Source organism: Planobispora longispora (assembly GCF_016863135.1).
GTDB classification, from domain to species: domain Bacteria; phylum Actinomycetota; class Actinomycetes; order Streptosporangiales; family Streptosporangiaceae; genus Planobispora; species Planobispora longispora.
This window is the reverse complement of sequence record NZ_BOOH01000016.1, coordinates 263,475-288,774: the sequence shown is the minus strand read 5'-3', so window position 1 is coordinate 288,774 and position 25,300 is coordinate 263,475. Positions and strand designations below refer to the sequence as shown.

21 protein-coding genes and 1 tRNA gene are annotated in these 25,300 nt (G+C 70.4%); 7 read left to right on the top strand and 15 right to left on the bottom strand.

From position 1 onward, the window contains the following. Window positions 1-80: 80 nt before the first annotated feature. The 6 genes from Plo01_RS09795 (at window position 81) to Plo01_RS09770 (ending at window position 7,181) form a co-directional block, all read left to right on the top strand. A complete protein-coding gene (locus Plo01_RS09795; protein WP_203890192.1) occupies window positions 81-1,910 on the top strand; it encodes a S8 family peptidase in 1,830 nt (609 codons plus the stop codon). Window positions 1,911-2,068: 158 nt separating this feature from the next. Beyond that, window positions 2,069-3,058 carry an LLM class flavin-dependent oxidoreductase gene (locus Plo01_RS09790; protein ID WP_203890191.1) on the top strand — a complete coding sequence of 330 codons (990 nt, stop codon included), beginning with the start codon at window positions 2,069-2,071 and terminating at the stop codon, window positions 3,056-3,058. A 202-nt stretch (window positions 3,059-3,260) separates the two neighbouring features. Continuing rightward, window positions 3,261-3,437, top strand: coding sequence for a hypothetical protein (locus Plo01_RS09785; RefSeq protein WP_203890190.1), 177 nt, complete (start codon window positions 3,261-3,263; stop codon window positions 3,435-3,437). Between the two features lie 648 nt (window positions 3,438-4,085). Continuing rightward, window positions 4,086-5,360: a serine hydrolase domain-containing protein gene (locus Plo01_RS09780; RefSeq protein WP_239316072.1), complete on the top strand. Its 1,275-nt coding sequence runs from the start codon at window positions 4,086-4,088 to the stop codon at window positions 5,358-5,360. Window positions 5,361-5,466: 106 nt separating this feature from the next. Beyond that, on the top strand, window positions 5,467-6,696 hold the full coding sequence (locus Plo01_RS09775; RefSeq protein WP_203890189.1) for a serine hydrolase domain-containing protein: 1,230 nt from the start codon (window positions 5,467-5,469) through the stop codon (window positions 6,694-6,696). Window positions 6,697-6,773: 77 nt separating this feature from the next. Continuing rightward, a complete protein-coding gene (locus Plo01_RS09770) occupies window positions 6,774-7,181 on the top strand; it encodes a hypothetical protein (RefSeq protein ID WP_203890188.1) in 408 nt (135 codons plus the stop codon). Window positions 7,182-7,290: 109 nt separating this feature from the next. Here the strand turns inward: Plo01_RS09770 and Plo01_RS09765 are convergent, their stop codons facing one another. The 13 genes from Plo01_RS09765 to topA all read right to left on the bottom strand — a co-directional run bounded on the left by Plo01_RS09765 (window position 7,291) and on the right by topA (window position 22,651). Next, the gene (locus Plo01_RS09765) at window positions 7,291-7,698 is read right to left on the bottom strand and encodes a hypothetical protein (protein WP_203890187.1); all 408 of its coding nucleotides are present in this window, start codon (window positions 7,696-7,698) and stop codon (window positions 7,291-7,293) included. Window positions 7,699-8,067: 369 nt separating this feature from the next. Beyond that, on the bottom strand, window positions 8,068-8,865 hold the full coding sequence (locus Plo01_RS09760) for a type I restriction enzyme HsdR N-terminal domain-containing protein (RefSeq protein WP_239316071.1): 798 nt from the start codon (window positions 8,863-8,865) through the stop codon (window positions 8,068-8,070). 422 nt (window positions 8,866-9,287) lie between these two features. Further along, a complete protein-coding gene (locus Plo01_RS09755) occupies window positions 9,288-9,461 on the bottom strand; it encodes an HAD hydrolase-like protein (RefSeq protein ID WP_203890185.1) in 174 nt (57 codons plus the stop codon). Between the two features lie 246 nt (window positions 9,462-9,707). Then, window positions 9,708-9,784: transfer RNA gene (locus tag Plo01_RS09750), tRNA-Thr, on the bottom strand. Between the two features lie 319 nt (window positions 9,785-10,103). Beyond that, the gene (locus Plo01_RS09745) at window positions 10,104-10,949 is read right to left on the bottom strand and encodes a PSP1 domain-containing protein (protein ID WP_373871677.1); all 846 of its coding nucleotides are present in this window, start codon (window positions 10,947-10,949) and stop codon (window positions 10,104-10,106) included. Between the two features lie 182 nt (window positions 10,950-11,131). After that, window positions 11,132-11,812: a permease-like cell division protein FtsX gene (locus Plo01_RS09740; RefSeq protein WP_203890184.1), complete on the bottom strand. Its 681-nt coding sequence runs from the start codon at window positions 11,810-11,812 to the stop codon at window positions 11,132-11,134. After that, entirely contained in the window at window positions 11,809-12,336 is a 528-nt protein-coding gene (locus Plo01_RS09735) for a SigE family RNA polymerase sigma factor (RefSeq protein ID WP_373871676.1), read from the bottom strand. Before Plo01_RS09735 ends, Plo01_RS09740 begins: the two co-directional genes overlap by 4 nt. A 228-nt stretch (window positions 12,337-12,564) precedes the next feature. Further along, window positions 12,565-13,719 carry a glycosyltransferase family 4 protein gene (locus tag Plo01_RS09730; RefSeq protein WP_203890182.1) on the bottom strand — a complete coding sequence of 385 codons (1,155 nt, stop codon included), beginning with the start codon at window positions 13,717-13,719 and terminating at the stop codon, window positions 12,565-12,567. Continuing rightward, the gene (locus Plo01_RS09725) at window positions 13,716-14,390 is read right to left on the bottom strand and encodes a hypothetical protein (protein ID WP_203890181.1); all 675 of its coding nucleotides are present in this window, start codon (window positions 14,388-14,390) and stop codon (window positions 13,716-13,718) included. The genes Plo01_RS09730 and Plo01_RS09725 overlap by 4 nt, the downstream gene beginning before the upstream one ends. A gap of 439 nt (window positions 14,391-14,829) precedes the next feature. Next, the gene (locus tag Plo01_RS09720; RefSeq protein ID WP_203890180.1) at window positions 14,830-16,005 is read right to left on the bottom strand and encodes a DNA polymerase III subunit delta'; all 1,176 of its coding nucleotides are present in this window, start codon (window positions 16,003-16,005) and stop codon (window positions 14,830-14,832) included. A gap of 101 nt (window positions 16,006-16,106) precedes the next feature. After that, window positions 16,107-18,173, bottom strand: a complete 2,067-nt coding sequence (gene tmk, locus Plo01_RS09715; protein WP_203890179.1) for a dTMP kinase — start codon at window positions 18,171-18,173, stop codon at window positions 16,107-16,109. Window positions 18,174-18,314: 141 nt separating this feature from the next. Next, window positions 18,315-19,640: a metallophosphoesterase gene (locus tag Plo01_RS09710; RefSeq protein ID WP_239316070.1), complete on the bottom strand. Its 1,326-nt coding sequence runs from the start codon at window positions 19,638-19,640 to the stop codon at window positions 18,315-18,317. A gap of 233 nt (window positions 19,641-19,873) precedes the next feature. Continuing rightward, window positions 19,874-22,651, bottom strand: coding sequence for a type I DNA topoisomerase (topA, locus tag Plo01_RS09705; RefSeq protein ID WP_203890177.1), 2,778 nt, complete (start codon window positions 22,649-22,651; stop codon window positions 19,874-19,876). Window positions 22,652-22,765: 114 nt separating this feature from the next. On the opposite strand from topA, the gene Plo01_RS09700 reads away from it, so the two are divergent. Further along, window positions 22,766-22,996, top strand: coding sequence for a DUF5703 family protein (locus tag Plo01_RS09700; protein ID WP_444980758.1), 231 nt, complete (start codon window positions 22,766-22,768; stop codon window positions 22,994-22,996). Between the two features lie 230 nt (window positions 22,997-23,226). Here the strand turns inward: Plo01_RS09700 and Plo01_RS09695 are convergent, their stop codons facing one another. Beyond that, window positions 23,227-24,384 carry a chaplin family protein gene (locus tag Plo01_RS09695; protein WP_203890176.1) on the bottom strand — a complete coding sequence of 386 codons (1,158 nt, stop codon included), beginning with the start codon at window positions 24,382-24,384 and terminating at the stop codon, window positions 23,227-23,229. 257 nt (window positions 24,385-24,641) lie between these two features. Next, complete coding sequence (locus tag Plo01_RS09690) at window positions 24,642-25,256, bottom strand: hypothetical protein (RefSeq protein ID WP_239316093.1); 615 nt, start codon at window positions 25,254-25,256, stop codon at window positions 24,642-24,644. Window positions 25,257-25,300 lie beyond the last annotated feature (44 nt).

The window sequence follows — 25,300 nt, the reverse complement described above, 5'->3', positions numbered from 1 at the left end:
TCCGGCCCGACCCCCAGACGAGCCGCCCCTCACCGCTCACCGAACGTGCCCAGGGGGCACGGCTCGTCCCCGGAAGATCCATGACACCCCGAAACCTCCTCACCACGGCCGTCGCGCTCGCCGCGGCGATCACCTTCACGGCCGTCCCCGCGGCCGCCGCGACCGGTTCCGCGGCCGCCGCGACCGGTTCCGCGGCCGCCGCGACCGACCCCGCCGACGGCAAAATCACTCCGGCGCTGGCGGCCTCCTCCGCGGAGAACCGCGTCATCGTCGAGGTGAAGAGCGCGGGCAGCGTCGACAGCGTCGCGGACAAGGCCGAGAAGCTCCCCGACACCGACGTGGTCCAGGAACCCTCGCGCGGCTCCTTCATCGTGGTGACCGCCGACGGCAACGACCTCCAGAAGCTGGCCGCCGACCCGAACGTCCTGTCCATCCGCAAGGAGAAGGCCGTTCCGCCCTCCCTGCTCGGCAGCGTGCGGACGATCGGCGGCGACCGGATCCACGCGACCGGGGTCACCGGCGCCGGGCAGAGCGTCGCGATCCTGGACACCGGGATCGACCGCGACCACCCGTTCTTCGCGGGCAGGATCGTCGCCGAGGCGTGCTTCTCCCCGCAGAGCGCCGCGCTCGGCGTCCAGTCGCTCTGCCCGAACGGCCAGCAGGTGCAGATCGGCGCGGGCTCGGCCGACGCCGAGACCGCCCGCTGCCTGGACGGGGCCGTGAACCTCTGCGACCACGGTTCCCACGTCGCCGGCATCGCGGCGGGCAAGGGCGCCGGGAGCGACAGCCGCGTCGGGGTGGCCCCGGACGCCGGGATCGTCGCCATCCAGGTGTTCAGCCGCGTCAACAACGAGAGCTACTGCGGCGCGGGGAACACGCCGTGCGTCCTGGCCTTCGACGGCGCGATCAGGGAGGCGCTCGGCCATGTCAGCGCCCTCGCGGGCAGCCACCAGATCGCCTCGGCCAACCTCAGCCTCGGCGGCGGGCAGTACTCCGGCGCGTGCGACGCCCACGCCGACGGCCAGTACATCAAGCCGGTGATCGACCAGCTCCAGAGCAAGGGGGTGGCGACCGTCATCGCGGCGGGCAACGAGTCGTACGGCAACGCCGTCAGCTGGCCCGCCTGTGTCTCCTCGGCCGTGACCGTCGGGGCGACCGACAACTCCGACCGGGTGGCGTCCTTCTCCAACCGGGGCACGCAGCTCGACGTGTTCGCCCCCGGCGTGGCGATCGACTCCTCGATCCCCGACGACTCCTACGCCCGCTACAGCGGCACCTCCATGGCCGCCCCCCATGTGGCCGGCGCCTACGCGCTCCTGCGCAGTCAGAACCCGGCCTACAGCGCCGCCCAGATCCTCGGCGCCCTGACGGAGACCGGCACGGCGGTCGCGTACGGCGGCCAGTTCAGGACACCCCGGATCGACCTCTCCCGCGCCCTCGGCGAGCTGACCACCCCGGCCGCGTCACCCGCGCCGGCCCCGCAGCCCGCCCCGGCGCCGCCCCCCTGCCTGCGAGGCGCGGCGCGCAAGGCCCTGACCTCGGCCACCTGGGCCAAGGAGTTCACCACGGGCTCCGGCACCCTGAGCGACACCGCCCTGCGGTGCTATCTGACCATGGTCCAGCAGCGGAGCAAGGTCTTCCCCGAGCTCTCGAAGGTGCGGTCGATCAGCGTCGCCCAGCAGGTCCTCAAGGCCAGGACGGGCAGGGCGGTCCTCGACCGCGAGCTGCTGGCCGCCTGGCTCAACTGGGCTCACGGCGCCTACGGCGACTCCACGAGGGTCTCGGGCAAGATCACGTTCAAGAGTGTCGTGGCGAGCGCCGAGAAGCAGCGGCTCAACCGCGGGACGACTTCCGCCGCGGCGGCCAAGACCGCCCAGTATCTCGTCAAGACCGTCAACCGCGCCCGGTAGGGCGACTCCCCGGAGGGAGGGGAGGCCGGGGCGACCGCCCTGAAACGGGCGGCCGTCCTGAAATAACCGTGGCACCGCCGCGGTTGCACAGCGTGCACCGGGACAACACCCCCGTCACCGGGGTGCGCGCTGCCTCCTCCTCGAAAGGCCCGTTCTCCATGGCTCTCCCCCTCTCCATCCTCGATCTGGCGTACATCGGCAAAGGAGAGACGGCGGGCGACAGCCTGAAGGCCAGCGTGACCCTGGCCCAGCGCGCCGAGGAGTGGGGCTACCGGCGGATCTGGTACGCCGAGCACCACAACATGCCCACCATCGCGTCCTCGGCGACCAGCGTGCTCATCGCGCACGTCGCCGCCCACACCCGGAGGATCCGCCTCGGGGCCGGGGGGATCATGCTCCCCAACCACTCCCCGCTGACCGTCGCCGAGCAGTTCGGCACCCTCGAAACGCTGCACCCGGGCCGCATCGACCTCGGCCTCGGCCGGGCGCCGGGCAGCGACCAGCAGACCGCGCGGGCTCTGCGCCGCGACCCGGCGGCCGCGGACGCCTTCCCGGAGGACGTCCTGGAACTGCAGGGATATCTGAGGGGCGAGTCCCGGATCCCCGGCGTCGACGCGACACCGGGGAAGGGCACCGACGTGCCGCTCTACATCCTCGGCTCCTCGCTGTTCGGGGCCAGGCTCGCGGCCGCGCTCGGACTTCCGTACGCCTTCGCCTCCCACTTCGCCCCCGACGCGCTCCAGGACGCCGTCGCCCTCTACCGGCGCGAGTTCCGGCCGTCCGCCCAGCTCGCGGAGCCGTACGTCATCGCCGGGGTCAACGTCATCGCGGCGGACACCTCGGAGGAGGCGCAGGAGCAGCTCCGGACCTCGCAGCGCAGGCGGGTGGGCCTCTTCCTCGGCCGGGGCCGGACGTTCACCGAGGAGGAGGCCGACGCCATTCTCGACTCCCCCGCCGGGCGGCAGATCCTGCAGATGAGCAGATACTCCGCCGTCGGAACCCCCGCCGAGGTGAAGGACTACCTCGACCGTTTCGCCGAGCACGCCCAGGCCGACGAGCTGATCGTCGTCTCCGCGGCCCCGGGCCGGCAGGCCTGGCTGCGCTCCGTCGAGCTGCTGGCGGACGTCTACGGCCTGGTCCCCGCCTGACCTCGGGCCCTGCGGACGTCTACGGCCTGGTCCCCGCCTGACCTCGGGCCCCGTGGACGCCCCCGCCGCGCGCCGCATGACCACCGGCCCGCATTCCTCTCTCAAGGGGCGTTCCTCTCTCGGAGGGCGTTCACGACCCCCGGCACGGTGATCCTCCCGTTCCCGGAGCGACACCTCGGCGCGGCGGTGCGACGATTCCCCCATGGATGTGGTCGTGCAGTTGGTCCGCACGTCGCGGACCAAACAGTCACGCGGAGGAGCCGCCGCCGCATCCCGGAACGCGCTTGCCGTCCTCAACATCGCGTACGGCCCGGCGGAGCGGGAGGTGTTCCTCGGGACCCCCACGCGGTACGTCGACGAGCGCGGCTCCCTGCGCTGACGCGGCGCCCGCTCCCCGGCGTGAAGTTCCGGGTTAACGCAGCGTTGCGGCATCCGGTCTTGTTCCGGCTGTGCCGTACCGAGAGTCTTTGTCCGGAACGAATCACCGCATCGGGAAGCGCGGTGAACCGCCACGCGCGAACAGAACGATGAACACCGTCATCCGACTGACCGAATGGAACGCGCCCGGCGGCGCCTGATCCTCCCCGGGACGGCGCTCGGACGACGCCATCCTCAAACGATCACTCTCCGCACACCACTGGAAGCCGAATGTATGCAATCGTACGCCTGCCGATGGTCGCCCCTGATCGTGCCGCGCCTCAGCACGCCGGTCCCGGCCGTCGGCCAAGCCGTGACGCCCGCCGTCGCGACACCCGCGCCGACGGCGGATCCGGGCGCGACCACGCAGGGCGTCCGGTGAGTCGCCGCTCGCGAGCCCTGCGGCGCGGCCGTGTCGTCCGCCTTCTCCGGCACCGCAGCCGGAGTGCTCGGCGCAGCCGTGATGACTCCGCCCCCCGCCGCCCCGCCGTGTCAGCGGCCGCGTCAGCACGGTGACGGCCCGGTGTCAGAGCGGTCGGCGATGGTAGCTGCCATGAACGATTCAGCGGTTGCGGCCTCGGGGCTGCGAAACGCATACGAGGACGAGAACATGCTTGACGGCATCGGTCTGGACGGCCGGTCCGGCGTCAGCAGGGCCCGGACGCCGCGGGGCTTCCGGCGGGCGGGGGTCACGGCGGCGCTGGCGGCCGCACTGCTGGCCGGGGTAGCCGCACCCGGGGCGGCAGCCGCGGACGGCGCGACCCCGCCGCAGGCCGCCGCCGGGCAGGATCGCCCGGAGCTGCGGGAAGCCATGCGGGCATTCGTCGACGCCGGTTTCCTCGGGATGCAGGTGCGCGTGCACGACGAGCGGGGTGAGTGGGTCGGCAGCGTCGGGGCGCGCAAGCTGGGGACGAGCGCGAAGCCGCCGACGAACGGGCGGTTCTGGGTGGGCAGCGTCACCAAGACCTTCGTCGCGACCGTGGTGCTGCAGCTGGTGGCCGAGGGCGAGATCACCCTGGACGACCCGGTGGCCGGCTATCTGCCCGAGTTCGGGCTGGACCGGCGGATCACGGTGCGGATGCTGCTGCAGCACACCAGCGGGGTGTTCAACTACACCGGCGAGCTCGCCCCCGACGGGACGTACGTGCCGGGGATGCCCGCGGTGGGCAAGGAGTGGGTGGACAACCGGTTCCGCTCCTACCGGCCCGAAGAGCTGGTGCGGTTCGCGTTGTCCAAGCCGGCGCGGTTCGAGCCGGGCACGGGCTGGGGCTACTCCAACACCAACTACACCCTGGCCCTGCTGCTGATAGAGAAGGTCACCGGCCACTCCTACGCCGAGGAGATGAAGCGGCGCATCCTGCGGCCGCTCGGCCTGAAGGGCACCGCGGTGCCGGGCGACCGGACGCAGCTGCCCGGGCCGCACGCCCACGGCTACTACCGGTATGAGGACGCCGGCCAGTGGAAGGTGGTCGACGTCACCCGCCAGAACCTCTCCCTGCTGGCCGGGGCCGGTGACATGCTCTCGACCACCCAGGATCTCCACACGTTCTTCTCCGCGCTGAACGGCGGCAAGCTCCTGCCGGCCGGGCTGCTGACCGAGATGCGCGAGCCGCACCCCGACAGCACCGGTCTCTACGGCCGCTACGGCCTCGGGACATACGTGCAGGACACGGGCCCGGACTGCGCCGGCGTCATCCTCAACCACAACGGCAGCCCGCCGGGGGGCTACGGGGCGCTGATGTACAGCTCGCCCGACGGCAGGACGACCCTGACCGCCTCGCTGACCGGCGGGGACGTCGCGTTCGACGTGGCGAAGGAGTTCCCGAAGGCGCTGGACGGGCTCGTCAAGGAAGTGTTCTGCGGCGGGAAGACGACGGCCGGTTGACGGGGCCGGGAACGCCATGGGCTCACCAGCCCCGTCCCCTCGAACTCATGAGCATCGCGCCGGGACGAGTCCGGCAGATCGAACACTGCACGCAAGGAGCTTCATGATGGAAAAGATCGACGGCGGCTTCTCCGCGGCGGGGCTGCGCAGGCTGCGCGAGGTGCTGGCCCGGCATGTCGACTCCGGGAAGATCCCCGGACTCGTCGCCCTGGTCAGCCGGGGCGGTCAGACGCACGTCGAAGCGATGGGGACGATGCGCCATGACGGCGGCGCGCCGATGCGCCGGGACACGATCTTCCGGATGGCCTCGACGTCCAAGCCGGTCTCGATCGCGGCGGCGATGGTCCTGCTGGATGAGTGCCGGCTGCGGCTGGACGACGTGGTCGACCCGTGGCTGCCCGAGCTGGCCGGCCGACAGGTGCTCAAGCGGATCGACGGCCCGCTGGACGACACCGTGCCGGCGCGCCGGCCGATCACCGTACGGGACGTGCTGACGTCGACGTTCGGTCTGGGCATGGACATGACGTCGGTGGGCACGCCGATCTTCAACGCGATCTTCGGACAGGGGCTCACCCCCTCGGGACCGGAGCCTCAGCCCGGACCGGACGAGTGGATGCGCCGCCTGGGCGAGCTGCCGCTGATGTACCAGCCCGGCGAGCAGTGGCAGTACCACATCAGCAACGACCTGGTCGGCGTGCTCGTCTCCCGGGTCACCGGCCAGTCGTTCGAGGAGTTCCTGCGCGAGCGCGTCTTCGAGCCCCTGGGCATGAAGGACACCGCCTTCCATGTGCCCGCCGACAAGCTCGACCGGCTGCCGGACCTCTACGCCCCCGACCCGCAGACCGGTGAGTTCCTCGTGTGGGACGAGGCCAAGAGCGGACGGTGGAGCGAGTCTCCGGCCTTCCAGGGCGGCGGCGGCGGACTGGTCTCCACCGTCGACGACTACCACGCCTACTTCCGGATGCTGCTCAACGGCGGCCTGCACCAGGGCAGGCGGATCCTGTCGCGGCCCGCCGTCGAGCTGATGACCACCAACCGGCTCACCCCCCGGCAGCAGGCCCCCCGGCACGCCATGGCCACCGACAACGTGCACATCTCCTTCGGCCAGGGCCAGCAGGGCGGCTGGGGCCTGGGGATGGCGGTGCGCACCTACCGCGGCGACTACGCGCCCATCGGCCAGTTCGGCTGGGACGGCGGCAGCGGCACCTCGGCCTACGCCGACCCCGCCAACCGGCTCACCGGCCTCCTGCTCACCCAGGTCGGCTACTCCGTGCCGAACCCGGCGCACCTGATGAACGACTTCTGGACCACGCTCTACCAGGCGATCGACGACTGACGCCGCGCCCGGCGGACCCGCCCCGCCATCCACCCGTTCACATGACTTCCCCACCAGACGCAAAGGATCACACCAGCATGTCCGTCACCCTTACCGACCAGGACAAGTCCACCCTCCGCACCGCCGCCTACGGCGCCGTCTCGCTGCTGGCCGCCGCCGGCGCCACGGGCTCGCCGCACAAGGTCGCCACCGAAGGCTCCATCGCCCTGTCCTCCGCCACCGGCCTGGTCGGGCACGTGCTCGCCGAGAAGACCAGGGACATCAACCTGGACGGCAAGTCCACGGCGGCCCTCGCCGACCGCGTGCTGCCGGCCCTGACGGCGGGCATGAGCCTGCTCAAGCAGCAGGCTCCGGCCGAGGCCGACAACTTCCGCCGCACCGTCCTCATCGCCGTCGACGCGGCCGCCCGGGCCCAGAAGGGCGAGCCCAGCCCCGCCGTGACCGAGATGGCCCGCAAGATCACCGAGGCCCTCGACGCCGCCTGACAGATGTCAGTCTGCGCAGCCCCCACGTTTCCCGGGTCCCGTCCGGACCCCGGGAAACGACGGCGTGCCGGGCCGGGAAGCACACCGGGCAGATCGCCCGGGAGGGGCTTCAGCGGTCGAACCAGGCCTTCGTCGAGGGAAGAAGCAACATCAGGAACGCGGCAGCCGGAATGAGGAGGGCGAAGCCGTCCGAAACCTCGAAGTCGGACCAGGCGTCGAAAGAGATCACCGAGACGTTGCCGACCAGGATGAGTCCTTCAAGCACGACCGAAGCAGTCCAGACCTGCGCACGCCTGGAGTTCCATCTCCCCGCCGTCCAGCCGGTCAGCAGCACCAGAACGATGCCGGCGAAGAGCAACCCGGCCTCTACCGGGCCGATGCCTCCGCCCTGCGCCCCGGACAGAAGAACGAGCAGCGATATCCCCGCCACGACGCCGAACGCCGCTTGAAGCATCATGATGACCTGGGCGGCTCTCGCCCATGACGACATGCGCTCGGTCACGGGTGCTTCGACCATGAAGGGTTCCTCTGGGGAGAGGGCGGACTCACTCCGCCCAACTCAACAGGATCCGCTGGAGTTCCGCCACCCGCCGGACCCGTTGCCCTATTCCGCTGCTGTACAAGATCGAAAAAGCCCTCCGGGATCACCCGGAGGGCTTTTCGCCTGCGGAGCCGCCTTGGGGAATCGAACCCCAGACCCCTTCATCACGGGTTAGATCACGACTGTCCAGGACCGCCCAGGCCCGTTATTAGCACCCACGTCAGCAAGATCACGCTTCAGGCCCACGGCGTGAAGCGTGATCCCGATGCGGTCACGATATGTCCTCAATGAGGACCGGCATCGTCAGCGCCTCAGCCACAAAGGATCAGCGGTCCACCTACCGACTCAGGCCAGAATCTCCGACCGGAGTACTTCCTCTCGCAAGATTCGATGGATCTCTGTGACATCGGCGTTGTAACTTGTCTGGCGTCGGACTTCCTTACGTACGGCTTCCACCACCACATCAGATAGAAGCACCTGCGCCAAGGATTTCGGCGAGGTCGCGGCCCGCGCTCTCCAGAGATCGTCGATGAGGCGGCGTTTGAATGCTTCCTTTGTGAGATAGAAGAGCGCATCGGTCTTCGCCGCCAGGCTGGCATCACTGAGTAGGTCCACTTCAAGAGCCATGTCGATGACCACGGGGAGCCCCGCAGTCATGTGATAGACCTGCCAGACTTGCCCGTTAGAGAGGATCATCCACTCAACACCCTCATTGACGGCGTACATCTGAACCTGCCGCAGATGCTTGGCGTTGAGCTTCTGACTACAGCGCTTCACTTCTATGAAGGCGACCAGCTGCTTGTCAATGCGGATTCCGTAGTCGGCGAACTCACCTTTGACTTGATATTCCGTGGTGAGGTCTTCGTACTTGTCGTATCCGAGCCCTTCGCACAGGAAATCCGTGATGAGGAGGCGCGTGTCCCCTTCGTTGGCGTCACGGGCCACCAGGTCGACGAGCGGCTTGGAGTAGCGACGTACCGCTGTTCGCACACGGTCCCGCGCATCAGCCTCCCACTTCGGGAGAGCCTTCGCCCCCGACTCCTTCTTGTTCTTGACGGGAGACCCGCCGCCCCCCTTGGAAGCTTCCGGTGAGTTGATGGCCTGCCCGTCACCGACGATCGCCTGTGCTGCCTGCTCGGTCACGTCTTCCCCCATGGTCTTCTAGTAGGGACAAGGCAGGTTAAGCAGTCCCAGAAGATCAACTCATCAGATACTTTTCAATCGATACAGAAATGACTCTTAATGCAACTATGCGAACGTTACCAATGGATAAGAATGTGATGATATCAACCAAAACACCCCAACGAGCGCAAACCCTTCGCAAACGAATTCTAAAACTATTAGTCTGTGTACATATGCAGACAATCCTTCAAGAAAGCTAGGATTGACAACGCCTCAACGAAAGCTCCTACCGTTCAACCCAGCGCGACACCTCCGCAGGACGAAGCCCCATCCTCTGAGATTGATCCACATTGATCATCTATGTCTGTGAGTAAAGGGCCTCCATCGCTTGAAGTACGTCCGTGACGATGTGGTCACCCCGTGCTTGTGACCGGGTCAGGTCCTCAGTCGATCCAAGCCGTCCGCAAACCGGCGGCCCGTCCCTCGCCGATGTCGTCGACCAGGTGGTCACCGACCATCCATCCCCCACCGGGCAGGGTCATGCCGCAGCGCGGGACAACGATCTTGAGCAGACCGGCATCGTAGGCGCGACAGCAGGTGCTGCATTCGCCGTACATCCGGACACGGCAACGGCGATTCCCATCAGCACCACAAGCGATCGATAACGTCGCACGACACCATCAACGCGACAAGAAATCCCGACTAAGCGATCTTGGCATGACATGAACCGCATCACCTAGTGATCACCTGCGTGACTGTGGAGTGAGCGATCAATCCCCAGTGAGAGGGAATGTCGGCAAAGTCACTGTTAGCAGGGGTGTTAGCAAAAGGCCCTCACCAGGAATCGGTGAGGGCCTCTGAGCTGGAGCCGCCTTGGGGAATCGAACCCCAGACCCCTTCATTACGAGTGAAGTGCTCTGGCCGACTGAGCTAAGGCGGCGTGCCGTGCGTGTCCGCACGACCTAAGGCAGTCTACATGGTCCCGGGCGTTACTCGCGCCCTCATACCAGCCGATCCCGGGCAGCGGACGCCGTTCCCGCGGGGCGGCCGGGCTGTCAGGCGGGGGACGGCGTGGGCGACCGGGGACAGGCAGATCACATCAGTGGATCCGATCCGTTCCCGGTAGGGCACGTGCATGTGCCCGATGATGGCGAGCCGCCGTCTCCCCGAACAACCCGATTTCCCTGGCCGGAGCGAGCCCGGTGACGGCTGAGCGGGTGGCGGCCGGACCGGTGCTGTGGCCCGCGGGATCCGGCGGGCTATTCCTCCGGGCGGCCCTCGGCGACCGTGACCGCCTCGCCGTACATCTCGTCGTGCTGCTTGCGCGGTGAGCAGACCGAGGCCGACGGGCACGCGCAGCGCCGGCCGCCCTCCTCCAGCCGGACCACGACGGAGTCGGAGGGGACGTTGCGTCCCACCACGGTCCCCGGCCCCTGAGGGGTGTCCACCTTCAGGCCGGGGCGGGGCATCCTGCTGTGCGCCTCGAGGTAGAGCGGGTGCTCGTACTTCAGACAGCACATCAACCGCCCGCACGCGCCCGCGATGCGCATCGGATTGACGGGGAGGTCCTGGTCCTTGGCCATCCGGACCGAGACCGGCTCGAAGTCCTTCAGGAAGGTGGCGCAGCACAGGTCACGTCCGCAGGGGCCGATGCCGCCCTGGAGGCGGGCCTCGTCGCGGGGGCCGATCTGACGCAGCTCGACCCGGGCGCGCAGGTTGCGGGCCAGGTCGCGGACCAGGGCGCGGAAGTCGACGCGGTGCGGGGCGGAGAAGTAGACCGTGTAGACGTTGTCGGCGTCGAGGTAGTCGACGCCGACGACCTTCATCGGCAGGGAGTGCCGCCTGATCAGGCGCTTGGAGACACTCCTGGCCTCCGCGCGGTGCCGCTTGTTGCTCTCGTCGCGGGCCAGGTGCTCCTCCGCCGCGATGCCCGCGCAGACCGGCAGCCCGCCGACCTCCTCGCTCGTCCACTGCGGCGCCCACACGCACTCGGCCACCTCGGGCCCGGCGTCGGTGGGCACGAGCACCTTGTCGCCGACCTTGGGGCTGTGCTCACCGGGGTCGAGGTAGTACAGCCGGCCGTAACGGGTGAAGCTCACGGCCATGATCATGCTCATGCGGCTCCCAGACCAAGCTAGTGGTACGGCTCACGTCCACACTACGCGCCGTCCCCGCCCTCGCGGGAGACCGCCAGGAGGCCCGGATCCCCGCGGGGAGGCGGCTTCCGGAGCGCAGTCACCGCCGCGGTGACCGCCGCCCCAGACCGTTCAGCGTCGGTCGTACGGGTTCAGCACGGCTCCATGGCCGGCGGGCACTGGAGGGCGGACACGACGGAGACGCCGCGGACCCCCCTCATCGTGTCGATGATCATCTGGCGATCGGCTCCGTCGTCGACCAGGGCCCGGAAGGACTCGGGCATGTCCTCGGCCTGGATCGCCCTGACCAGGACGTCGTCCTCCCCGTACATCCGCTTGAAAGCTTCGTAGGCTTCCCCACTGTCCTCGAAAGTGACGGCCGTCACTCCCGGCAGCCCTTCGAGCGTCCGCCGGATCTCCCCTTTCTCCGCCTCCGTCGCCCCCGTGTCACCGCACTGCTGCTGATAGTGGTCGTCGTCCTTGCAGAGGAAGACCCTTATCTCGGTCGCGTCAGCCTGGTCCGGCGCGGCGTCGGCCGTGGCCATCGCCGTGATGCGCTCCCTCGACAGGTCCGAAGCGGACGGCCTGAGCTCCGGCCACACGGTCATGAGAGTGATGGCGGCCGCGGTGACCGTGGCCGCAGCGGCGAGCACCGCCGGGAGCCGGAGACGGAGGTGGAGACGAAAACGGGCGCGGCGGGAGGGAACAGCCAGCGGGCGGGGCTCGACGGCGGTCGCGGCGGCCGCGGACAGGGCGTCACGCAGGCGATCCTCGACGGCGGACAGGTGGTCTTCCGAGGCGGACGGGTCGTACGGACGGTTGCCGGTGGTCATGCTTCCTCCCCAAGGGCGCGGGCGAGCGCGGCCAGGCCGCGGGTGAGAGTGGACCGGGCGGTGCTGGCGCCGATGCCCATGGTCTGGGCGATCTCCGGATCGGAGAGGTCGAAGTAGTAGCGCAGCACCAGGGCCTCGCGCTGCCGGGCGGGCAGGCGGCGCAGCGCGAGGAGCACCTCCCGGCGCTCCTCGCCGAGCAGCGTGGCGTGCTCGGCCGACCAGACCGGCGGCTCGTACGGCACGGCCCGCCGGAACGCGACCGCCCGGCGGCGCAGCACGGACCGGGCCCCGTTCAGCACCGCCGACCGGACGTAGGCCAGCGCCTTCTGGGGGTCGCGCAGGCGGCGGCGCCCGGCGTGGGTACGGGTGAACGCCTCCTGGACGACGTCCTCGGCCGTGGGCTGGTCGCCCACCATGAGCAGCGCCAGCCGTACGAGGCCGAGGTGGTGCTCGGCGAACAGCGCCGCGACGTCGATGCGCTCATCGGCCGACGGCTCCCCGCGGGAGAGCGGCGCCGGCGGCATCCCGTGGGAGAGCAGCTCTATCTCGGGTTCCGGGGTCGTCCCCGACAATGACATGGTCACATCACAGAGACGCCGTGACGGGCCCTCTGCTGCTCGGCCCGCCGACCGAAACCCGCGGAGCCCGCGGAGCCCGCCGGCCTTCCCGAGATCACGGAACCCGCGGAGTCCGCGGAGCTCGCGGAACCCGTGAAGGCCCTCAAGGTCCCTCCGGCGCCCCGGACCCCGTCGTCACCCGGCCAGTTCGGCGAAGGCGTCCTCCCAGCGGTCCGCGATCGTCGAGATGGAGTACTCGCGGGCCGTCTCCCGCGCGTTGGCGGCCATCCGGCGGCGGCCGTCCTCGTCGTCGATCATCTTGAGCAGACCCGCGGCCAGGGCGTCGACGTCGTCGGGCGGGACGAGCAGCCCGTCGTGGCCCGAGGTGATGATCTCTCTCGGCCCTCGCGGGCAGTCGAAGCTGACCACCGGAACCCCGCACGCGAACGCCTCGATGATGGTCATGCCGAAGCCCTCGAACCGCGAGCTGACCGCGTGGATCGAGGCCTTGGCCAGCTCGCCCTCGATGTCCCCGGTCGATCCCATGAACACGACGTTGTTGTGCAGGCGCAGCTTGGTGGCCAGTTTGACCAGCTTGTCGCTGACCCGGCCCTCCCCGTAGATCCGCAGTTTCCAGTCCGGCCGGACCGCGATGACCTGCGCGAACGCCTTCAGCAACCGGTCGTATCCCTTGACCGGCACCAGCCGCCCGGCGGCCAGCACGATCCGGTTCTCCTGCCGGGACACCGGGCGCGGTCCTCCGGCCAGCCCGTTGCCGATGGTGAACACTCCCGTGCCGGACCGGTCGAGCATGCCCCGGTAGTCCTGCTCGTCCGCCTCGGTGAGGGTGACGACCGCGTCCAGCTTCGGGTACCACTGCCGGATCTCCTCGAAGATCCCCGGCTTGTGCGCCGCGAAGTGCAGGTGCTCCTGGGCGATCGTGACGACCCTCCTGCGGGCGAAGCGGGCGGCCATGACGTTGAGCCCGGCCCGGGTGGTCACGAGCACGTCGGTGCGGAGCCTGCGCAGCTCCCGCCGGAGGACGTCGTCACTCCACGCGGTGAAGGAGGCGTAGGCCCGCTCCTCCGGGTGGATCAGCGCGCTCGGCTCCTGGCTCAGCCGCTCGGCCCGCTTCGTGTACGGCCAGCGGACCTTCGCGCCCTCCCGCAGGTCCACCAGCGAGCGGAGCCGGACCTTCGCCCCCAGCGGGAGGAACGGCCGGTCGGCGTGCTGGAAGACACTGATGACCTCGACGTCGTGCCGGTCGGACAGCTCGGTGGCGAGGTCGAGGGTGGCCCGGATCGTGCCACCCATCCCGTATGCGTTGAGGATCAGGAAGGAGATCTTCATGAGGTCTTCTCCTCGATCGTGCACGCGACGGCCAGACTGTCGGCGTCGGTGAAGTACGGCCGCACCCGCACCTGCCCCAGGTACTGCGCGGGGAACCTCATCCGGGTCTTCTTCTCGGTGACGTCGTCGAGTCGGGCGGCCAGCGCGAGCCGTACCCCGTCGATCTCGGCGAACAGGTCCCAGAAGACCCGCCGTCTCGTCTGTCCCTCGGCCAGCGGCGTGATCGGGATCCTCCCGGTGAACCGGCGTCCCGCGACCGTCCCGCCGCCCGCCGAGTGCGGGCCCTTCCTGGCCACGGCCACGAGTCCGGCCGGACGCTCGGCCGGGAACGACTCGCCGTACGCGATCAGCCCCTCAACGGTGATCATGCCGCCTTCCGGGCAGACCCGGGTCACCTCGACGTACGGCTCGACCTCGCGGACCAGCACGTGAAGGGTTCCCTCCCGGGTGCGGAACGCGCGGATCTCCTTGCTGCGGGGCCTGCCCGCGTAGGCGGTCAGCCCGTCGAGGGAGAATCCCGGGTCATCGGTGACGAGGGGGGCGCCGTGCTTCCACACCGCCCACGTCCCCGGCGCGAGACCGGACAGCTCGGCGCCGGCGTGCTCCTCTCCCGTCTCCGTGTGCCGTAGGACGATTTCCCCGTCGTCCGGTTCCGGCCACTCGATCCTCAATGAGTCGTCGTCGGCCACCCGGCTTGTGACGGCCCTTCCGGCCCCCGCTGGAGCGGTCTCATAACGTGTTTCCCTGCCGGCCAACAGACCCCCGGTCCCTTCCGCTCATCCCCGTAGCGCAGGACACACTGACACCATTTATAACGAATGGGTAGATTTTTCCTGTGATTCTAACGATCTTCTCCGTCTCTTGGAGGGGAGTTAACGGAGATCGGTTCCATTAGTATGAAAAATACGAAATGGAGCCATCCGATTACGGATAGCTCCATTTCTTCGTTCCAGAGGCCTGGAGAAGCGCGCAAGGAACCGAGAGCCCGCACCAGGATGGGAGTCCCGCGAAGGATCAGGGGCTGTACGGGGAGATCAAGGGTCGCGGGAGATCAAGAGGCGCGCAGGAGGATCAGAGGGTGAGCGGGGAGATCAAGGGGTCGCCGGAGAATCAGGGGCTGCGCAGGGAGAGCGTCATGGCCTCGACGGCCATCTGGGGGCTGACGTTGGCCGCCAGCCGTCTCCGGCAGAGCATGATCGCTTCGATCCTGCGCAGGTTGCCCTCCGGCGTGGAGGACCGCGCCACCGCCTCCAGATCGGCCCTGCGGTCCTCGGTGGCCAGCTCCACCTGCGCCCCGAACTGTACGGCCAGCACGTCGCGGTAGAACGCCACCAGATCGAGCAGGGCCGCGTCGATGACGTCGCGCTTGGTCCGGGTGGCCCGGGACTTCTGCCGCTCCTCCAGCTCCTTGAGCGCCCCGGCCCCGCCCCGGACAAGCCCCTTGTTGAGCCCCTTGCCGGTGGAACCCTCCCCGTAGACCTTGCGGAGCTCGGTCGTCTCCGCCTCGTTCAGCACAGAGGTGACCGCGACGGCCTCCTCCTCGGCCGTCTTCACCAGCCTCTCGGCCGCCGCCACGCACTCTCCCACGCCGGTGAGCGCGGCGGGGATGGACAGCACCGCCTCCCGCCGCCCGCGCGCGTCGGCGTCCAGGGCGAGCCTGCGGGCCCGGTCGAGGTGGCCCTGGGCCGCCCGGGCGGCGAACGCCGCCATGTCCGGCGGCACGTTCTCACGGGTGGCCAGCACGTGGGCGACCGCGGAGGTGGGCGGGGTGACGAGGGTGACCACCCGGCAGCGCGACCTGATGGTGATCATCATGTCGTCCGGGGAGGGCGCGCAGAGCAGCCAGACCGTCCGCGGCGGCGGCTCCTCGATCGCCTTGAGCAGCGCGTTGGAGGCGCCCTCGGTGGCCCGGTCGGCGTCCTCGAACAGGACCACCCGCCAGCGGCCCAGGGTCGGGGCCCCCGCCGCGCGGAGGATGAGCTGGCGGGTGTCCTTGACGCCGTAGGAGAGCCCCTGCGGGCGCACGGTCTCCAGGTCCGGGTGCGAGCCGACCATCACCTGGTGGCACATGTCGCAGTGACCGCATCCGCCGCCGGAGCAGAACAGCGCGGCGGCGAACGCCCGCGCGGCCTCCTCCCGTCCGGAGCCGAGCGGGCCGGTGAACAGCCACGCATGGGTCATCCCCGCCCCGGAGCCTCCCGCCAGCGTCTCCGCCGCCGCGGCGGCGGCCCGGCGGAGCGTCTGCACGGCGCGTTCCTGACCGACGAGGTCATCGAAGACTCCCACGCCGTCAAACCTACCGTCGCCGCCGCCGAGGTCAGGCGCGGACGACGGGTTCCGCCGGTCACGGGTGGCCTCGATCCGCCGGAGCCGGGGACTCGGCGGGATCAGTCGCGGATGGCCGGCATGGTCCCGGTGATGTCCTCGGCCTCCCGCGGCACCGGGTCGGGCAGGATCTCGTGGACCCGGTCCTGGATGAGCCGGGAGACCGCCTCCTGCTCCAGGGTGCCGTCGACGACCAGGTAGCGGTCGGGGGCGGCGGCGGCCAGGGCGCGGAACTCGCGGCGAACCCGCTCGTGGAACTCCATCGGCTCGGACTCGATCCGGTCGGCGGCCCCGCCCAGCCGGGTCAGGCCGATCGACGGCGGGGTGTCGATGAGCACGGTCAGATCCGGAACCAGCCCGCCGGTGGCCCAGGCGTTGATCCGCGCCACGTCCTCCTGCTCCAGCGACCGGCCCGCCCCCTGATAGGCCAGCGAGGAGTCCACGTAGCGGTCGGAGATCACCATCGCTCCCCGGTAGAGCGCCGGGAGGATGACCTTCTCCACGTGCTCGGCGCGGTCGGCGGCGTACAGCAGCGCCTCGGAGCGGGCCGACAGGCCCTGGTGCACGGCGTCCAGCAGGATGGCCCGCAACCTCATGCCCACCTTGGTCGATCCGGGCTCCCGGGTCTGCACGACGTCGTAGCCCTGGTCGCGGAGCCAGATCGCGAGCAGCCGCGACTGGGTGGTCTTCCCCGACCCCTCGCCGCCCTCGAAGGCGATGAAGACTCCGCGCGACGCCTCGGCGTGCTCCGCCTCCGGCTGCTCGCCGCGGACCGCCGCGATCAGGTCGGCGATGATCGGGACGCCCTTGCGGTCGTCCATGTGCCGCAGCGAGAGCAGGCCGACGCCGACCGCGAGCAGCGCGCCGATCAGCATCACCAGGTTGGAGCCGTCGAAGCGGTAGACGGGTTCCCCGCTGATCGTGACGTCGCGGGAGCCGTACAGACCCGCCAGCATCGGCGCGGCCGCGACGACCGCCAGCAGGGTGACGCGGGCCAGCGACTGCAGGAAGGAGAACGTACGGCCCCGCAGCTGGTCCTCCACCTCCAGGCCGATCATGGTGTAGCCGATGATCCAGGCGATTCCGGCGCACGCGCCGAGCAGCACGGTCAGCAGGACGACGATCGCCAGGTTGTGGATGAGCGCGATCGCGGCGAGCACGGGACCGGCCACGATGATCGAGAGCCCGAACAGCCGCCGCCGCGACAGCCCTCGCAGCAGCCGGGTGCCGAAGAACATGCCGGACGCCATGCCGGCGAAGACCGCCCCGAACACCACGCCGTAGGCCGCGTCGCCGCCGCCCAGTCCCTGCTGCACGTAGATCTTGGCCACCCCGATCACCGCGCCGCCCGCGGCGAACGCGCCGAGCATGCCGATGATCAGACCGCGGACCAGCCGGTCGCCCCGGACGAACTGCCATCCCTCGGCGATCTGCCGCGGCACCGACGGGGCCGCGACCCCGGCGACGTTGCTGCGGGGGATGTCGCGGAGCGTGAAGATGAGGAACGCCGAGATCAGGTAGGCGAGGGCGTTGACGAACAGCGCGAGGTGGGTGTCGCGCTCGGCGAAGTACGGGATGAGGCTGCCCAGGCCCTCACCGGCGACCGACAACATCGCGAACAGCAGGGCGGCGACGGGGGCGGTGCCGTACGTGACCAGCAGGCTGAGCTGGTTGGCCGCCTCCAGGCGCTCCTTGGGCACCAGGTTCGGCACCGTGGCGTCCTTGGCCGGGACCCAGAACAGGTTGACGCACTCGACCAGGAACGTGGCGATGATGAGCCACTGGTAGTTGGCGTCCAGCAGCGGGATCGACAGCACCAGCGTGAACCGCGACAAATCCGCGACGAACATCGTCAGCCGCCGGTCGAAGCGGTCGGCGAACGCGCCCGCCAGCGGGGCGAGCACGATCGCCGGGAGCAGCTTCATGACGAAGACGCCGCCGACGGCGAGGCTCTGCGTGCGGTAGTCCTCCCCGGCGGTGAGGTTGCCCGCCAGCGCGGTCAGCGCCAGGAGGTTCAGCCAGTCGCCCAGGCTGCACACCGACATGGCCGTCCACAGCTTGCGGAACGGGGCGTTGGCCAGCACGTGGGGAGGCTTGCGGCGCGCGGTGCTCCGGCCGGGGGAGGTCATGGTCTCAGCGTATCCAGGTGCTCACCGGACTGGGGACGACACGGGCCAGACTGATATGTCCCATGTTGGCCCGCTCATCGCATGAGCCTAGTACGTCACCCTTGTCCCCAACAGCCGCTCAGACGCAGATCTCCGGGCCGCTCAGGCGCGGAGTTCGAGAAGGGTGATCTCCGGGGGTGCGCCGACCCTGACCGGGGGACCCCAGAAACCCGCGCCGCGGGTCACGTAGACCTGCGTGCCGTCCACCTCGCCGAGTCCCGCGACGACGGGCTGCTGCACCGGGACGACCAGGTTGAAGGGGACCATCTGGCCGCCGTGGGTGTGCCCGGAGAGCTGGAGGTCCACGCCGTACCCGGCCGCCTCCCGCGCCTGGATCGGCTGGTGGGCGAGCAGGACCGTGGAGCGGGAGCGGTCCCGCCCGCCGAGCGCCCGCTCGAAGTCGGGGCCCGCGTCCACGGTGCCGCCGGCGACGTCGTTGACCCCGGCGAGGTCGAGTACGGCTCCCGCGTGGCCGATCTCGACCCGTTCGTTCTGGAGCGGGCGGATGCCGAGGGCGCGGAGCTCCTCGATCCACTCGCCGGGCCCGTTGGCGGTGTAGTACTCGTGGTTGCCGGTGACGAAGTAGGACCCGTAGCGGGACTCCAGGTTCGCCAGCGGGCGGGCCAGCCGGCCGAGCTCGGCCACCGTGCCGTCGACCAGGTCGCCGACGACCGCGACCACGTCGGCCTCCAGCTCATTGATCATCCGGACGATGCGCTCGGTGTGCTTGACCCCCGTGAGCGGGCCGAGGTGGATGTCGCTGACCACCGCGAAGCGCAGGCCGGACAGGCGCGGATCCAGCCGGGGCAGCGTGACCCCGACCCGTTCGATCACCGGGTCGCCCAGGGCGGTGCGGACGCCGGAGCCGACCGTGACGAGCGCGCCGACCCCGGCGACGGTCGCGGCCGTCCGGGCGATGAACAGCCTGCGTCCGATCCCCGCCCCGGCGCCGATCCCCGTTCCCGCACCGGTTCCCGTTCCCGCACCGGTTCCCGCCTCGGCGCCGGTCTGCGCCTCGGTCTCGGCCCCAGCCGAGGCGGCCGCGGCGGGGGAGGCCGCGGCGGAGACGGCCACACCGCCGGACGGGACGGGCTCGGCGACGCGGACATCGGAACGCCGGGCGGCGGCACGGCGCTCCATGCGGCGTACGGCGAGCAGGGCGAGCGCCCGGGGGATCTCCAGGACCACCAGGAAGACCAGCAGGTAGAACATCAAGGCGAGCCAGAAGAAGCCCGGCCAGGCCAGGAAGTGCCCCCACCCGGCGCGCGAACCGATCATGGTCACCGGGACGAGCAGGCCCATGGCGATCAGGAGCCAGGTCAGCACCCGGCGGGTCCGGCCGGGGAGCGTGGTGGCGCGGACCAGGCGACGCCACAGGTAGTAATGGATCAGCACCACCACGCTGAAGACCATCGCCACGAATCCCACAACCGCCACCCTTGTCTCGCGCGCGCGCCCGCCCACCGTACCTCGCGTGCTGGACAGAACGCCGGGAACGACGGATGCGTTCCCGCCGGCCTGAGAGAGCTCTCAGAGTCCGGCGGTCCCGCGCCCACGCCTCGGCGGTCCGCACGGCCGGCACGCGAGTCCTGGACATCAGACCGCGGCCGGCGTCCTGACATCAGACCGCCGCCGGCGCTCGACCGGCGCGGTCCCGCGCGTCAGGCCTTGGTGCTCTTGCCGCCGGTGGCGGTCTTGGTTCCCGTGCCGGCCTTGGCGGTCTTGGTCGTCTTGGTAGCCGTGGTGCTCTTGGCGGCCGTGGTGCTCTTGGCGGCCGTGGTGCTCTTGGCCGCCGCGGCGCGGGTGGTGCGCGGCTTCTTGGCCGCCGGGCCCCGGGCCCGGCGGTCCGCCAGGAGCTCGGCGGCCCGCTCGGTGGTGATCTGCTCGACCTCGTCGCCCTTGCGCAGCGAGGCGTTGGTCTCGCCGTCGGTCACGTACGGCCCGAAGCGGCCCTCCTTGACCACGATCGGCTTGCCGGAGACCGGATCCTGTCCCAGCTCGCGCAGGGGAGGCGCCGCGGCGGCCCGGCGGCCCCGGGTCTTGGGCTGGGCGAACAGCTCCTTGGCCTGCTCGATCGTGACCGTGAGCAGCGCCTCCTCCGAGGTCAGCGACCGCGAGTCCGTGCCCTTCTTGATGTAGGGGCCGAACTTGCCGTTCTGCGCCGTGACCTCCTCGCCGTCGATCTCTCCGACCGTCCTGGGCAGCGAGAGCAGGTTCAGGGCGTCCTCGAGCGTGACGGTGTCCAGCGACATCGTCTTGAACAGCGAGCTGATGCGCGGCTTGGGGGCGTCGGCCTTCTTCGTCCGCCGCTTGGCCGCGCCCTCGGCCGGCGGGGCCTCCTCGGGGAGGATCTCCGTGACGTAGGGCCCGTACCGGCCGTCCTTGGCCACGATCATGTGGCCGGTGACCGGGTCGCGGCCCAGCTCCCGCTCCCCGCTCGGGCGGGCGAACAGCTCCTCGGCCTTCTCGGCGGTCAGCTCGTCGGGCGCCAGGTCCTCGGGGATGTTCACCCTGGCACCGTCGCGGTCCAGGTAGGGGCCGTAGCGGCCGACCCGGATCATGATGTCGGTGCCCCTGATCGGGAAGGAGCTGATCTCCTTGGCGTCGATCTCGCCGAGGTCGGTGACCAGCTCCTTCAGGCCCTCGTCGCCCTCCTCGCCGAAGTAGAAGCGGCGCAGCTCCGGCACCCGCTCCGCCCGGTCGTTGGCGATGTCGTCGAGGACCTTCTCCATGTCCGCGGTGAAGTCGTAGTCGACGAGGTGGCCGAAGTGCTGCTCCAGCAGGTTGACCACCGCGAACGCCAGGAAGGACGGCACCAGCGCGGTGCCCTTCTTGAACACGTAGCCGCGGTCGAGGATCGTCCCGATGATCGACGCGTAGGTCGACGGCCGGCCGATCTCGCGGTCCTCCAGCTCCTTGATGAGCGAGGCCTCGGTGTAGCGCGCGGGCGGCTTGGTCGCGTGCGAGAGCGCGGTGAGCTCGGCCGCGGTGAGCCGGTCGCCCTCGGCCAGCTCGGGCAGGCGCTTCTCGGAGTCGTCGCGGTCGGTCGCCGGGTCGTCCGCGCCCTCGACGTACGCCTTGAGGAAGCCGTGGAAGGTGATCGTCCGGCCGGAGGCGGTGAACTCGACCCGCTCGCCCGCGCTGGAGTCGCCGCCCACCTTGACGATGACCGACTCGCCGACCGCGTCCTTCATCTGGGAGGCGACGGTGCGCTGCCAGATCAGCTCGTACAGCCGGAACATGTCGCCGCTCAGCCCGGTCTCGCCCGGCGTGCGGAACTCCTCGCCCGAGGGGCGGATCGCCTCGTGCGCCTCCTGCGCGTTCTTCACCTTGCTGGCGTAGACGCGCGGCTTGTCGGGCACGTACGCCGCGCCGTACAGCTTGACGGCCTGGCTGCGGGCGGCGGCCACGGCGGTCTCCGACAGCGTGGTGCTGTCGGTTCGCATGTAGGTGATGAAGCCGTTCTCGTAGAGCCGCTGGGCGATCTGCATGGTCGTCTTCGCGGAGTAGCCCAGCTTCCGGCTGGCCTCCTGCTGCAGCGTGGTCGTGCGGAACGGCGCGTAGGGCTTGCGGGTGTACGGCTTGCGCTCGACGGAGACGACGGCGTACGCCGTACCGGCCAGCCGGCCGGCCAGGGCCCGCGCGGCCTCCTCGTTCAGGTGGAGCACCCCGGCGCTCTTCAACGTGCCGTCGGTGGCGAAGTCGCGGCCCTGGGCGACGCGCTTGCCGCCCACCCCGGTCAGCATGGCGGTGAACTCGCGCGGGACCTCGTCGCGGCCGGTGTCGAACAGCGCCTGAAGGTCCCAGTAGCTCGCGCTGGTGAACGCCAGGCGCTCGCGCTCGCGCTCCACGACCAGCCGGGTCGCCACCGACTGCACGCGGCCGGCGGACAGGCGGGGCTTGACCTTCTTCCACAGGACCGGGCTGACCTCGTAGCCGTAGAGGCGGTCGAGGATGCGCCGGGTCTCCTGGGCGTCGACCAGCCGCAGGTTCAGGTCGCGCGGGTTGGCCACCGCCTCCTGGATCGCCCGGGGAGTGATCTCGTGGAACACCATGCGGTGCACGGGCACCTTGGGCTTGAGCACCTCGCGGAGGTGCCAGGCGATCGCCTCGCCCTCCCGGTCCTCGTCGGTGGCGAGGTAGAGCTCGTCGGCGTCCTTGAGCAGTTCCCTGAGCTTCCTCACCTGCGCGTGCTTGTCCGGGTTGATGATGTAGAGCGGCTCGAAGTTGCCGTCGACGTTCACCCCCAGACGGGCCCAGGGCTTGCTCCGGTCCTTGTCGGGGATGTCGTCGGCCTTCTGGGGGAGGTCGCGGATATGCCCGATGCTGGACTCGACGACGTAGCCACGGCCGAGGTACCCGGCGATGGTCTTCGCCTTGGAGGGCGACTCGACGATCACCAGGCGGGTTCCGCCGCCACTGCCGTTCTTGGCTGGCACGCTGCTTCCTACCTCGCTGTTCGCATCCGTTCCCCGTTAACTTTCCCTCAGGGCTACCCGATACGGATCGGGGACACTCCCAAGGAAAGCCGCAAGGACGCAGAATAAAGCCCAATGAGTGCCGACGTCCCCCAGCCCACCCCTCGGAGACTAACCGCTGTGCTCACCTACTCCTACTTGGTTCTCCATCTCCCGCGCGGAACATCCAGGGACGTGGCACGACAGATCCTGACCGAACACGCAGAATACGGCGGATGGGAGCTCGACCGCCTGCGGCTTTACCCGGACGGTCGCCGGGATGTCCGGCTGCGCCGAAAGATCATACGTGCGGTCAAGACGATGTGACCCCGTCCGGCCTGTCCGGAATCGGACACGGCCGACAGCGGGAAGGTCCCGCGCCCGGGCGGGGTGACCGGCTGTCACCCCGCCCGCCTGGCGCGGGACCTGACTATCGGTGCGTATGACCGCAGGGCGCGTGACTGACGGTGCGCATGCCCCCGGGCCGCTCCATCCACGGTCCGCGGGTCAGCCCGCCCGTCCGGCCGGTTCGCCCGGCCGCCCGGCGATCGGGGACGTCACTTCTTGCCGAAGCGGGCCCGGCGAGTGATCGAGAACATGGCGGCGGAGACGGTGGCCAGGCCGCCGAACACCAGGGCGAGCAGGGAGCCGGAGTTCATTCCGGCCACCCCCACCGGCTGGGCGGCGCTCATCAGGCCGGCCTCACCGAGGGGCAGGACACCCCCGACCGGGGTGGAGGCCGCCAGGTCGGTCACCGGGGCCAGCGGCGAGTTGGCCTGGTGGACTCCCTGGCCGGCGGCGCCCACCGCGGGCAGCGCGGCCAGGTCCTTCACGTCGCCCACGACGGGCAGGCTCGGGCCGTTCGCCCGGTGGGCGGTGTTGCCGGTCTGCTGGACGCCGCCCAGGGCCGGGACGGCGGGCAGCGCGGGCAGCATGCCGCTGGTGTGGTGCTTGCCGGGCTTGGCGCCCCAGTTGTTGCCGCCGTAGCCCTGGCCGGGGTTGGGCCGGCCGGGGCCGCCCAGGCAGCCGGCCGCGGCGTCGCCCAGGACGGCCGCCGCGGTGCCGCAGACGTTGATCGGAGCACCGATCGGCGCGTTGACCTGGTTGCCGCTCCCGGCGCCGAAGCTGCCGTCGGTGCGGCCGCCGGTCGAGGACGACCGGCCCTGCCCGGCGTCGCTGCCGCCCCGGCAGCCCGTGAACGCCTCGCCGAAGGCCGCGACGGAGTTGCCGCAGACGTTGATCGGGGCGGTGATCGGCGCGTTGGCCTGGTTGCCGCCGAGGACGGACGAGCGCCCGGAGGTGGTGCCGCCCGAGCCGCTCCGGCTCGACCCGTTGGCCGAGGAGCCGCCGCGGCAGTTCGCGTCCGAGGTGCCGAACAGCGACAGGGCGTTGCCGCAGGCGTTGATCGGGGCGGTGATCGGCGCGTCCACCTGGTTGCCGCCGCCGACGCTGCTGGTTCCGGAGGTCCTGCCGGAGGGAGCGGACCCGCCGTTGTTCCCGGCGGAGGCCCCGCCGCGGGAGCCGGCGTCCGACTCGCCGAAGGCCCCGACGGCGTTGCCGCTGATGTCGATGGGCAGGGTGATCGGAAGGTTGACCTGGTTGCCGCCGCCGGCGGAGTGGTCGCCGTCGGTGTCGGCGAGGGCCGTACCGCCGAAGGTCATGACGCCCAGCGCGAGCAGCGCCGCAGGGGTGGTCCTCTTAGCCCATGTACGCATGGTTTCAGTACTCCTTGTGGCTCATGGGGGGGTTACCTGACATCTCGTGCACGGCGTGCGAGGGCATGCGAGGTCTCACTCGGAAGACCGCACCGGTCCTGACCGGAGACCGCACAGCGGACGCCCGGCACTGTCACGAGAGGGGGGAATTGCTCATCACCCGCGTCCCGGAACCGGCGCCTGCGGGCGAACTGACCCACCGCGCGTTCCGGGCGGCCGGCCGGTCCTGGGAAGGACGAGGCCGGCAGGAGGCGGGATCAGTCAGGAGAGAAGGAAGGGTCGTCCGCCGCTGTGCGGACGACGGGAGGGAGCACGACGGCCCGCGGGGCACGCTCTGCCCTCATCTGCGGGTCGTATACGAAACGTGCGATGTCTCCCACACCCGGCCCGGAGGGGCCGGATCCACCGCCGGGCTGGGGCACGAATCCGTTGGCGCCAGCGCTGTGGTCGACGGTGGGGGGTGCCGGGAGAACCGGGGACGACTGGCTGGTCAGCCCGTCGACGCCCCGCCCGGCCATTGCCTCGGCGTTTCCCGCTGCCGAGAGATCGCCGTCCTCCGTGGGGAAATCATCGACCTGGAGGGCCGACTCGGAGGCGGCGCCGTCGAGGGGACCGGAGCCCGCAGCCCCTGTCACCGCGGTGGTTTCCGCGGTCGCCGGAGCGGCGCCGAGGAACCCGAAGACGACGGAGAGCACCCACCCGGCGGCGACCATGCCGCCGACCATGAGGGCTCGCCTGACGATCCGCCGGGCGCCGGCCGCGAACCGCGCCATCCGGTCGCTCCGAGCGGAGATCGCCTCGCCGGAGGGGACGGCCGCGGGCACGCGCCGCAGGACGGCGGACGGCAGAGCCCCCCGCCACCTGTGCGGCATGCGTGCCACGCGACCTCCCGAAGCTCCTGGCGGACCGTGCTCGC